This window comes from Pseudoalteromonas sp. BSi20439 (genome assembly GCF_000241165.1).
Classification (GTDB): domain Bacteria; phylum Pseudomonadota; class Gammaproteobacteria; order Enterobacterales; family Alteromonadaceae; genus Pseudoalteromonas.
Map to the genome: position 1 here is coordinate 18687 of NZ_BADW01000054.1, position 12057 is coordinate 30743.

Below are 12057 nucleotides of genomic sequence, written 5' to 3' on the forward strand. Positions count from 1 at the left end.
TCAACACCTAAATGCAAATAGTTCTCATTTTATCTTTTTGTTCATTTATAGCACTAAAGTAAGGGCTGATTTTCGCTACAATTCCCCTTATGCTAAGTTAAGTATTATAAAAATAATAACAAGAACAAAAATATGTTTTCTATTTGGTTTATTAGCCTTATTGCTGTGGTGTATCTAGGGATATTATTTGCAGTTGCAGGGTGGGCCGATAGGCGTAAGGTGTTGCCATTTAAGGGCATGATTTATGGCCTATCATTGGGAGTATATTGCACCTCATGGGCTTTTTATGGCACTACCGCGCAAGCCGCAAGTAATGGTTGGTGGTTAGCGCCAACCTATGCGGGCACTATTATATTATTTATTTTTGGTTGGCAATTATATTGCCGTATCGCACATATTTGTCGACAACAAAAACTCACGTCATTGGCTGATTTTATTGCTACGCGATATGGGCAGTCGTCAAGTCTGTCAGGGCTGATCTCACTTATTTCAGTGATAGCAATTGTACCGTATATTTCTCTTCAGCTAAGTGCGACTGCGCAGAGTATTAATTTACTCACCGACAGAGCCCCCACTCAAAGTAACCAAGTGTGGGCTGATAGTACGTTTTACATCACTTTATTGCTGGCTTTATTTGCGATTTTATTTGGTGCCAGAAGGCTTAAACCCAGCGAGCATAATCCTGGGCTAATCGCCAGTATTGCCTTTGAATCAATAGTAAAGTTACTGGCTTTTATTGGGGTTGGTTTATATGTCTGTTTTGCTTTATTTGATAGCCCAGTAGCACTTTACGAGCAAGCAGTAGCGCTAAATATACCCAATCAAGTTGCGGCAACTCAAAGCCCTGCATATGTATATGTTGCCCATACTTTTTTAGGGGTACTGGCAACGCTATGCTTGCCGCGCCAGTTCCATATGAGCTTTATTGAAAATAACAATAATAATGAGCTGGTTACCGCTCGTTGGTTATTTCCGCTTTATTTATTAGCCATTAACATATTTATATTACCCATTGCTTATGCGGGGTTGGTTTACTTTAACGACAATAGTGTAGGTCAAGATACCTTTGTATTAGCGTTGCCAATGGCGGCAGATAATGGCGGGGTTACCTTGCTTGCCTTTTTAGGTGGCTTTTCGGCGGCTACCAGTATGGTGATTGTTTCGTCAATTGTATTGTCAGTGATGATCACTAATGATTTTATTAATCAGTTTATTTTGCGTCGCTCACAGTTAACGTCTAGTAGTCGAGGACTAGATAAAAACCACTTGCTGCATGCGCGTAAAATAGTGATTGTGCTGATATTATTACTAAGCTATTTCACTCATAGAGTGCTTGCAGAAACCACCACGCTAGCCAGTGTTGGGTTAATGTCGTTTACCTTGGTGGCACAATTTGCCCCTGCGATGATTATTGGTTTGTGGTGGCGACACGCATCATGTCGCGGTGCTCAGCTTGGGATTTTAAGCGGCTTTGTTATTTGGGGGTACACTTTGTTACTGCCGAACTTGGCCAGTGGCTTAGGTAGCCAAAGCAGTTGGTTAGTTGAAGGGCCGTGGCACATTACGTGGTTAGCTCCCACCGATTTGTTTTCATTGGGTTTAGAAAGTATTAGCCAATCATTACTATTGTCTTTAGGAGTCAATACGTTAGTGTATTTGCTTGTGCCACTATTTAGCCAAGCCACCTTGGCTGAGCGGCTACAAAGTAATAAGTTTATATCTCAATTAAACGACTCGCGATTAAACACCACATTGCAGCCACTCAATTATGAAGACCTAGGGGCATTATTACAGCGTTTTGCAGAAAAAGACGCGAGCCAGTCTTTAGTGCAGCAGTATTTCCCGCATGACAAAAGCCTATGGAAACGTGTCGCTAATGCTGATCTTGAGCTATTAGTTGAGCGTGAAATGTCGGCGGTTATTGGTGGTGCATCAGCACGGTTAATTTTAGATGTAGCGAAAAGTGAGCAGCGTCAGCCTCTAGAGCAAGTTGCCGAGTTTGTTGATGAAGCTAGCCAAGTGCTCAAATTTAACCGCGACTTACTACAATCTACAATCGAAAATATTCAGCAAGGTATTAGCGTTGTTGATAGTGAACTGCGTTTAGTGGCTTGGAATCAGGGCTACAAGCACATGTTTAATTACCCTGATAGTGCTTTATATATAGGTCGACCCGTTGCCGATATTATTCGCTTTAACGCTGAACGTGGCTTATTTCGTGGTGAAAATATTAATACTGAGGTTGATAAGCGTTTAGCTTATTTAAAGCAAGGCAGTGCTTATAAATATCAGCGTGCTCATAACGATGGGCGGGTTTTTGAAATGCAAGGTAACCCCTTGCCTGGTGGCGGGTTTGTAACAACTTACACAGATATTAGTGAGTTTGTTAAACAACAAAAAGCACTCACCGAAGCGAATGTTAGCCTTGAAGAAAAAGTGGCAACACGCACTGCTGCACTAACCCAAGCAAACCATGCGCTTTCTAAGGCAAAGCAGCAAGCTGAGCAAGCCACGGTAAGTAAAACACGTTTTTTTGCTGCGGCGAGTCATGATTTATTACAACCGTTTAATGCAGCAAGTTTGTTTTGCTCACTAATGAACGAAAAAGCCCAAGATACAGAGCTTAAAGAGCTAGCCATGAATATTAAAAATTCATTAGGCAGTGCAGAAGAGTTACTTTCAAGTATTTTGGAGCTAACCAAACTCGACTCAGGCTCGTTTAAAGTGCAGCTAACGGAGTTTAATGTGAGTAGTTTAATAGAGCCATTGCGTAATGATTACTTAGCGCTTGCTCAAGAAAAAGGTCTCAGCTTTGTTGTTGAATCGTGTGAAGCGCGAATTCACACTGACAAAGCCTTGCTTAAACGTGTACTACGAAATTTATTAAGTAATGCGATTCGCTACACCGAGTACGGTGAAGTGCGCTTAAAAGTGCTGCTTGAAGATCAACAACAGCTATCGTTTATTATTGAAGATACGGGCATTGGTATTGCCACCAAGGATCAACACAGTATTTATCAGGAATTTAAGCAATTAGGTGAGAAACCCAATGCTGAAGGGCTTGGTTTAGGGTTGTCGATCACCAAACGAATTTGTGACCTACTCGAGATCCCGTTAGTAATGGGGTCGCAACTAAATAAAGGCACGCAATTTACATTGACCATGCCATGTACTCCTAGTTTAAAAACTCAGCCCGAGCCAAACCGAACTGCTAATCTTGAAACAGAGCTGGGCCTGTTAACTATTTGGCTTGTAGATAACGATCGCAATGTACTTGAAGCACTTAAACAATTGCTTGAAAACTGGGGCTGTGAAATTGCTACCGCCACTAACTTGATAGAGCTTGAGCAACTAAAAGCAGCGCATGAGCTGCCACAATTACTGATTGTTGATTATCAGTTGGATGATGGTGTAACGGGACTGGAGGTTATTGAACAAGCAGGACTAATGACATTGCCCGCCATTGTTAATACTGCAAACCATGATGAGCAAATTCGTGAACGTGTACTTGATGCTGGCTATCCGTTACTTTATAAACCGCTTAAAGCGCCTGCGTTAAAGCGAATGATAAAGCGGCTTACTTAATTCAAAGCTGATTAAAAACTTTTTTAACTGGTTTCTAACTTGCCCACTTGTGATAACTGGTTAAATAAAATGCCTGCTTGGGTGCGGTTATACACATTGAGTTTACGCAAAATGGCTGATACATGTTGTTTTATGGTGGTTTCTTGAATCGACATTTCAAATGCAATTTGTTTATTCAAAAGCCCGTCGGCTATCATCGCGAGTACACGGTATTGCTGTGGTGTGAGTTTTTCAAGGTTGCGGGCAAAGCTACTTTGCTCGTCGTTAACGATTACATCAGTTAAATCAACATCTGGTGGCAACCAAGAGTCGCCATTAAGTACATGTTCAATGGCTTCACTGATCACATCAAGGGATGATGACTTTGGAATATACCCAGCAGCACCTAAGCTCATGGCTTGCTTTATAATCGTGGGGGTTTCATTAGCCGATACCATAATAATTAATATATCAGGGTATTGATTTCTTAGTTGCGAGAGCGCTTGTAAACCATTGGCGCCTGGGATGGTTAAATCTAAAAATATCAGCTCTATCTCAGGGTGCGATTTTAATAAGCTAAATAACCCGTCGATATCACTGGTTTCTTTTATATATTGTTCTGGTACAGAAGTCGCTGCCGCTTGACGTAGCGCACTTCTGAATAAAGGATGGTCATCAGCAATTATGGTATTCACAGCACAAGCCATTTCAAATAGTCTCCAATGCATTAAGTTATATGTGATTTTGTGATGTGAAACAAGGTTTGTCTGTGGGGATAAACAGACAAACCCTAGGGTCTGTTCACCTTTCAAGGTTGAATTTGCAGCAGTCTGTTTGATATTTAGGCAAGGTAGAGCCTATGTCATGTGGTTACTCCACATAAATAGGCGATAACGCAGCATCAATGCCAAACAGGCGCTGCCCTTCGGGTTCTTCCGAGGGGCGATTTACTCTTTGTTGCTCGGTTTTTACTTAGCCCACTAGGTTACAAACCTCGCGCCGCGATTAAAACAGCCCCTAGTTTGAACAAATTTCAATTCGCAAAGGTCAACAGGCCCTAGTGATATTAAATTTTAAAAACGATAGCCCACAGTGAGTGATATTGTGCGAGGGTCGCCGTAATAACCAATTAAGGTATTATCGCCACCAAGGCCTGGCGTGTATTTGCTGATGTTAGTTGGATCTGAAGGATCAGGAGCTACGAACTGGTAACCGCCAATCATGTATTCTTCATCGGTTAGGTTTTTACCATAAATACCTGCGGTCCAATGGCCATCAATGCTGTACCACGTTACGCCCATATTGAGAATACCGTAGGCATCTTGAGTCAGTAAGCTGTCTTCTTCGAACAGTGCGTAATCACCACGGTGATAGTAATTACCGTTCATAACGAAGTCGCCCATTTCTGTGTATAAACGATAAGTAGCGCCCAAGTTGAAAGTTAGATCTGGGGTGTTTGAAACACTAAAACGGTCTGATTTATCAAATATTTCACCGGTATCTGGATTGGTATCAATCACGTTTTCAAAACTACTGTCGATGTAACCAATTGACGCGTCAAAGGTTAGGGCATCGCTTGCAACATAGCTAAGTTCTAATTCAACGCCATCAGACTTAGATTCGCCAATATTGCCTAAACGCTGGTTTAAATCGGCAGCACTGTCACCGGGTAATACCGAAATATACTGGCGGTCTTTATGAGCAAGTGTGAATACGGTTAAGTTTGCGCGTAAATTATCATTCCATTCGCTTTTCATACCTAACTCGAATGAGTCAACAATTTCAGGATTTGCAGCTTTTTCTGGACCACTTGCGCGCGGGTTAAATGTGCCCGATTTAAAGCCTTGTGAGTAACTAGCAAAAAACATAATGTCGTTATTGTATTGGTATTCCACACCCGCACGAGGCGTAAAACGTGACCAGTCTTCACTGTCATCAAGTACAGTAGGCACTAATTGTCCCTCAGGGCGAACATAGCCCCGAACCCAGCCTGATTCAGGGTAAACAATGTCAAAAATAAGACCATTATTTACAATCGCTTCTTTGCTGTCTTTGGTATAGCGCGCGCCAAGGGTCATTGACCATTTATCATCAAAGTCATAGCTTCCTTGTATGTATGCTGCTTTACTAGTTGAGTTACTACAGCCACTCACTTCACGGGTAAGGCCTGGCGCCCCTAAGCTTTGACCAAGCACACCCAGTACAGCTTCAAACTGGCCACACGATTCACCATCATAGTAATATAAGCCCGATACTAATTTGTAGTCATCGCCACTGTGATTTAGCTGCAACTCATGCGTGGTTTGTTCATCGTCATAAATGGCTGGAACATCAAAAATAGGTAAAGAGGTATTATCAAAGTCGATATTGGTTGGTGAATAGCTTTCTCTTGTTGCTGCAACGTATTTAATACTGGTGTTTGCACTCATATCCCAGCGAGCAGTTAAGCTCATACCTTCAAGCTCTACTTTGTTCCATGTAGGTAAACTAGTATAAGAGTCATACACGCTATCTGGCACAGGTGCATTCGTTAATATGCTTGGAAGTAAGCGATACCCGCCTTTGGCGTTAGAGTCATCATCGGTTTTATCCCACGCGAAGCGAAAGAATAAGTCATCGGTTGGGGTGTACTCTAACGTAACCCGTGCAGCGGTAACATCTTTGTTGTAGTTTTCGCGGTCTTGATTATCAAGCGCTGACGTTAAAAATTCACCATAGCCATCTCTATTGAGTGTGGCAAAACCAAAACCCACATAGAGTTTTTCATCAATAAGCGGCAGTTGACCCGTGACTTTTAAATCTTTTTGACTGTAGCTGCCTACGGTGCCTTGAATATTTAGCGTTGCATCACCGCTCATTTCTTTGGTGACATATTTTACTGCACCACCAATGGTGTTTTTGCCATACAGCGTACCTTGCGGACCGCGTAACACTTCAATTTGTTGTACATCTAATAAGTCGAGTACGGCACCTTGCGGGCGGGCGATATATACGTCATCAATGTAAATACCTACACCGGGTTCATAACCCCAAAGCGGGTCTTGTTGACCTACACCGCGAATAAACGCAGTGATGGTAGAGTTAGTACCTCGGCTTGATTGTAGCGTGGTGTTGGGCGAAAACTGCTGTACCTCGGTCATCACGCTAATGCCGTTTTCTGCTAATTCTTGTGCACCGATTGAAGTCACGGCAACCGGAACTTCTTGTAAGTTTTCAACGGTTTTACGAGCGGTTACCTCAATGCGTTCTAATTCACCTTTTTTTGCGACTACGGCTTGTTCAGCACTGATGCTGTTGGCGCTAAATAAGGCGAGCGAAACGGCTAATGTGACCGGTGTAATACTTTGTTTGAGCTTTATCATGGTGTGTTCCTGTTGTTATTAGTTAATTATGTTTTTGCTCATGTCACCTGTATTCACTGTAGAAGATAGTGTTAAAAAATGAATTAGTACCATAGTGCTATATGTTTTTAACACCTTGACTTATATTGGTTTTAAGCCAAATTTAAAGCGTGTAGTACCTTAGTGTTATGTCTTTATTTAATATTAACCGTAACACTTAAAGGTACTTACTGCGATGTCACCTCATCTGGGTAATAACAATAATTATAGGAATGTCTATGCTGAGCATGATAGGGCTGTTAGGCGGTTTAATACTGCTGATAATTTTAACTTTGCGTGGGGTCAATTTATTTATTGCCGCGCCAATCTGTGCGCTGTTGGTCGCGTTAACTAGCGGGATGGCTATATTCCCAGTGACTGCCGACAGTAACTTTATTAACGCGTATATGGATGGCTTTGCTGGGTTTTTAAGTGCATGGTTTTTTATGTTTTTACTGGGCTCGTTGTTCGGTAAATTTATGGAAGATACAGGCGCAGCAGACAGCGTAGCCAGTTACATTGTTGGCAAACTAGGCATGAAACATGCGGTACTGGCTGTGGTGATTGCTTGTGCCGTGCTGACTTATGGCGGAGTCAGTGTATTTATTGTGGCGTTTTCGGTTTACCCGATGGCGCTCAGTTTATTTAAAGACGCCGATTTGCCGCGGCGCTTTATACCCGCAACATTAGCGTTTGGCTCAGTGACATTCACTATGACCTCTGCGGGTTCGCCTGAAATTCAAAATTGGATCCCGGTAAAGCATTTAGGTACCTCACCTTATGCTGCATGGGAGGTAAGCTTAGTGGTGGCCATTTTTATGGCGACAGTCGGCTACTTTTGGCTAAATAAAATGATTAAAAAGGCGGTTGCCAAAGGTGAACGCTTTGATGCCAGAGACGATGATCCGGTTATTTTAGAGCGTGAACGCCCCCACCCAATCACCGGCGTAATTCCTTTGCTGGTGGTGCTGCTCTTATCATTTATGTTGCATGATGTTTTACAGCAAACCGCGCTAATTGTGGCGTTGCTTGGCGGTGTTTTAAGTATTGTGGTCATTAATTATAAGTATTTTCATAACATGGCAAATGCTATCAATATGGGTACGACCGGTGCCTTAGTGGCAATAGGTAACACTGCTGCTGTAGTCGGGTTTGGCGCAGTAGCTAAAGTATCACCGGCGTTTATTGCTGCTGTTGACGCTATGACTCATATGCCAGGTAATGAGCTGGTGGGGGCTGCTGTTGCCGTGAGCGTCATTGCTGGATTAACGGGGTCTGCATCCGGCGGGCAAGCGATTGCATTACCCCTTGTGGCTCCTGGATATTTGGACATGGGGGTTAATCCAGAGCAATTACATCGAGTGGTTGCTATTAGTTCTGGTGCATTAGATAGCCTGCCACATAATGGCTATGTAGTTACAACCATACGTGCCATTTGTAAAGAAACACATCAACGCGCTTATTGGCCATTAGCTGCACTGACCGTGATTATTCCATTGGTTGGGGTCGCACTTGCACTAAGCTTATTTATCACTTTTTAAGGAATCGCAATGAAAACAATATTAATAATAGGATTGCTGGTTTTATTTAGTAGTACAGTATTTGGTGCTGATAAAGCAGAGCCGTTACTAGTAGAAAAGCAACATTTCACCACAGAAAACTTTACCACCGTCTCGGGTACAACGTTGCAGCAGGTTGATATTGGTTGGGAAAGCTATGGTGAGCTTAATAAGGCCAAAGATAATGTAATTCTGATCACTCATTACTTTTCAGGAACCTCTCATGCAGCAGGTAAATATGCAGCTGATGACGCGGTAGCAGGGTATTGGGATGCATTAATTGGCCCAGGAAAAGCCATAGATACTAACAAGTATTTTGTGATCAGTTCAGACACCTTAGTAAACGCAAATTGGCATGATCCAAACGTAATTACAACGGGTCCAGCATCAATTAACCCAGCAACAGGTAAGCCATACGGTTTGGATTTTCCAGTAGTCACGATTACCGATTTTGTTAACGTACAAAAGCGCCTAATAGAGAGCTTAGGTATTACTAAATTACATGCCGTGATGGGCGCATCTATGGGGTCTTTTCAGGCGCTAGAGTGGGCGACGCGCTATCCAGAGCAGGTTGAGCGCCTCATTCATGTTATTGGTGCCGCGACTATGGATGCATGGACTGTGGCTGCGCTAGAAAAATGGGCACTACCTATTCGTTTAGATAAAAATTGGCAGCAAGGTAATTACTACGGCAAGGAGCGCCCATTAGATGGACTCGCTGCTACCATGCTTAATATTACCCAAGATGCTATGCACCCTATTATTTACAACGCCAGTTTTGCTGATTTTAATGTGCATGATGATGGTGCACTTAAAGATATTCGCACTTTGCCTAAGCTTAGCCAAACACTTGCACAGCGTGCTATGGCGCGTGCTAAAACTCAAGATGCAAACCATGTGCTGTATTTGGTACGGGCATCGCAACTATTTACTGCCGGTATGGAGCAAGACCTAAGCACAGCATTAAAAAAAGTAACAGCGAAGACATTGTTACTTCCCGCAACTAACGACCTGCTGTTACGCCCTGAAAATATGCGTACTGTATATGAGTCAATGAAGACGCTAGGAAAAGACGTTCAGTTTTCTGAAATTGAGGGCGGTTGGGGACATTTGGATGGCATTTTTTCAATCTTGCCTAAAGCACAGTTGATCAGTGAGTTTTTAGAGGAATAGCAGTATGAGTCAAAACGTATTAATCACCGGTGCGGCAAGTGGAATAGGATTTTATATTGCCGAGCAGTTAGCGCGAGCAGGGCATACTATTATTGTTACCGACCTTAATGAGCAACAGGCTCAACAAGCAGCACAAAAAATAGTTAATCAGGGCGGTAATGCTCATGGTTACGCACTTAATGTGGCTGATAGCCAAGCGATTGAAGACTTTTTTAGCGCCTTTACGCAACCTGTTGATGTATTAATTAATAATGCAGGGATACAACATGTAGCTAAATTAGAAGACTTTCCTGCAGATAAGTGGCTGCTTTTACAGCAAGTGATGTTGGTAGGCCCGGCAATGATGAGTAAAGCGGTATTGCCGCGTATGCGTGAGCAAAACTTTGGTCGAATCATTAATATTGGTTCTATTCACGCTATGGTGGCTTCTAAATATAAGTCTGCTTATATTGCAGCAAAGCATGGCTTAATTGGCTTCACGAAAACCATGGCGCTTGAAACAGGGGATGCCAATATCACTATAAATACCGTTTGCCCCGCTTATGTGAAAACGCCTTTGGTTGAACAGCAAATTGCATCGCAGGCAAAAGAGCATGGCATTTCAGAGCAGCAAGTAATCGACACGATTATGTTAGCACCCATGCCAAAAAAGGCGTTTATAGGGCTTGATGAAATACACCATACCGTGACATTTTTAATGGCAGATGCCGCACGAAATATTACCGCTCAAGCGATCGCCATTGATGGCGGCTGGACAGCACAATAGGGGTTATTATGGCAGGTTTTGATAAAGTAGTAACAAGCTACAGTGAAGCAATGGCAGGGCTTGAAAATGGGATGACTATTATTGCTGGTGGTTTTGGTTTATGTGGTATTCCTGAGGGATTAATTGCACAGATTAAGCGCCAAGGCACCCGAGACTTAACCTTAGTGTCGAACAACTGTGGTGTTGATGGCTTTGGATTAGGGTTGTTACTTGAAGACAAGCAAATTAGCAAAATGATTGCCTCATATGTGGGCGAAAATGCGTTATTTGAGCAGCAGTTACTGAGTGGTGAGTTAGATGTTGAATTGACGCCACAAGGAACATTAGCTGAAAAAATGCGTGCCGGTGGTGCGGGCATTCCTGCCTTTTATACGGCAACAGGTGTAGGTACGCCGGTTGCCGAAGGCAAAGAAACACGCAATATTAATGGTCGTGATTATTTACTTGAGCCGAGTATTACCGGTGATTTTGCTATTGTGAAAGCGTGGAAAGCGGATCGTTATGGAAATTGTATTTATCGTCATACAGCGATGAACTTTAATCCAATGGCCGCAACCGCAGGTAAAATAACCGTGCTCGAAGTTGAAGAAATTGTTGAGCCAGGTGAGCTTGAACCAAGCCAAATTCATACGCCCGGTATTTATATTGACCGTGTTATTAAAGGTGTATTTGAAAAGCGGATTGAAAAAATCACAACGCAAGCGGCAAAGCTTTAAGGAGCACATAGTTATGGCATTAACACGTGAACAAATCGCTAAACGTGTCGCGATGGAACTCGAAGATGGGTATTACGTTAATTTAGGGATTGGTATTCCAACGCTGGTGGCAAACTATGTGCCTAAAGGCATTGAAGTCATGCTGCAATCGGAAAATGGCTTATTGGGCATGGGCCCATATCCACACGCTGACTCAGTGGATGCGGATATGATCAACGCGGGGAAAGAAACGGTAACTGCAGCTACGGGTGCCGCTATTTTTAATTCTGCAGAAAGCTTTGCCATGATCCGCGGTGGGCATGTTGATTTAACGGTTTTAGGTGCTTTTGAAGTGGATCAAAATGGCAACATTGCTAGTTGGATGATCCCTAATAAGCTGGTTAAAGGTATGGGCGGAGCGATGGATTTAGTGGCTGGGGCAAAAAATATTATTTGCACTATGACCCATGCAAACAAGCATGGTGAGTCAAAACTATTAAGTGAATGCAGCCTGCCACTAACCGGTGTTGCCTGTATCAATAAGGTAATTACGGATTTGGCTTTGTTAGAAATTAAAGACGGTGCTTTTCATTTGTTAGAATGCGCACCAGGGGTGAGTGTTGATGAAATCAAAGCCAAAACTGCGGGTAATTTAGTAATTAGCGATAAGGTCAAAACCATGAGTTTTGAGTAATATTACTAACAATTTACATGGAGCAAAATAATTGTGTTTGCTTCATGTCATCATCCGATTGCGCTTTTGATGTTCAACAATGACGCTGATAAAGACTTAAGTCGTTTAAATACAGTTTATAATATGCCTCTTTTAAGCCCATCTCATACCTCAAAATATCTTTAAAGCAAGTTTTTTATAAATTGATTGCATTTTAAGCGACTTCTATGGTGATGTTCGCTTTAAG

General features: G+C 42.5%; 8 protein-coding genes. 6 read left to right on the plus strand and 2 right to left on the minus strand.

Going from position 1 to position 12057, the window contains the following annotated elements; genetic code table 11:
- Window positions 1-132: 132 nt before the first annotated feature.
- Entirely contained in the window at window positions 133-3585 is a 3453-nt protein-coding gene (locus tag P20439_RS04950) for a PAS domain-containing hybrid sensor histidine kinase/response regulator (RefSeq protein WP_008465004.1), read from the plus strand.
- Between the two features lie 23 nt (window positions 3586-3608).
- Here P20439_RS04950 and P20439_RS04955 read toward each other — a convergent pair whose 3' ends face one another.
- Both P20439_RS04955 and P20439_RS04960 read right to left on the minus strand, forming a co-directional pair.
- Entirely contained in the window at window positions 3609-4271 is a 663-nt protein-coding gene (locus tag P20439_RS04955; protein ID WP_008108576.1) for a response regulator transcription factor, read from the minus strand.
- Between the two features lie 366 nt (window positions 4272-4637).
- Entirely contained in the window at window positions 4638-6926 is a 2289-nt protein-coding gene (locus tag P20439_RS04960; RefSeq protein ID WP_008465008.1) for a TonB-dependent receptor, read from the minus strand.
- 257 nt (window positions 6927-7183) lie between these two features.
- Between P20439_RS04960 and P20439_RS04965 the strand changes: the two genes are divergently transcribed.
- From P20439_RS04965 to P20439_RS04985, 5 genes are read left to right on the plus strand one after another with little or no spacing between them, the layout of a single operon-like run.
- Window positions 7184-8485, plus strand: coding sequence for a GntP family permease (locus P20439_RS04965; protein WP_008465010.1), 1302 nt, complete (start codon window positions 7184-7186; stop codon window positions 8483-8485).
- 9 nt (window positions 8486-8494) lie between these two features.
- Entirely contained in the window at window positions 8495-9676 is a 1182-nt protein-coding gene (locus tag P20439_RS04970; RefSeq protein WP_008465012.1) for a homoserine O-acetyltransferase, read from the plus strand.
- A 4-nt stretch (window positions 9677-9680) separates the two neighbouring features.
- On the plus strand, window positions 9681-10442 hold the full coding sequence (locus P20439_RS04975) for a 3-hydroxybutyrate dehydrogenase (RefSeq protein ID WP_008465014.1): 762 nt from the start codon (window positions 9681-9683) through the stop codon (window positions 10440-10442).
- Window positions 10443-10450: 8 nt separating this feature from the next.
- Complete coding sequence (locus P20439_RS04980) at window positions 10451-11158, plus strand: CoA transferase subunit A (protein ID WP_008465016.1); 708 nt, start codon at window positions 10451-10453, stop codon at window positions 11156-11158.
- 13 nt (window positions 11159-11171) lie between these two features.
- A complete protein-coding gene (locus P20439_RS04985) occupies window positions 11172-11831 on the plus strand; it encodes a 3-oxoacid CoA-transferase subunit B (RefSeq protein WP_008108563.1) in 660 nt (219 codons plus the stop codon).
- Window positions 11832-12057: the final 226 nt, after the last annotated feature.

Coding starts and splice junctions, on each gene's coding strand:
- P20439_RS04980 (WP_008465016.1), top strand. CDS start 10,451: ATGGCAGGTTTTGATAAAGTAGTAACAAGCTACAGTGAAGCAATGGCA.
- P20439_RS04965 (WP_008465010.1), top strand. CDS start 7,184: ATGCTGAGCATGATAGGGCTGTTAGGCGGTTTAATACTGCTGATAATT.
- P20439_RS04960 (WP_008465008.1), bottom strand. CDS start 6,926: ATGATAAAGCTCAAACAAAGTATTACACCGGTCACATTAGCCGTTTCG.
- P20439_RS04950 (WP_008465004.1), top strand. CDS start 133: ATGTTTTCTATTTGGTTTATTAGCCTTATTGCTGTGGTGTATCTAGGG.
- P20439_RS04975 (WP_008465014.1), top strand. CDS start 9,681: ATGAGTCAAAACGTATTAATCACCGGTGCGGCAAGTGGAATAGGATTT.
- P20439_RS04970 (WP_008465012.1), top strand. CDS start 8,495: ATGAAAACAATATTAATAATAGGATTGCTGGTTTTATTTAGTAGTACA.
- P20439_RS04955 (WP_008108576.1), bottom strand. CDS start 4,271: ATGGCTTGTGCTGTGAATACCATAATTGCTGATGACCATCCTTTATTC.
- P20439_RS04985 (WP_008108563.1), top strand. CDS start 11,172: ATGGCATTAACACGTGAACAAATCGCTAAACGTGTCGCGATGGAACTC.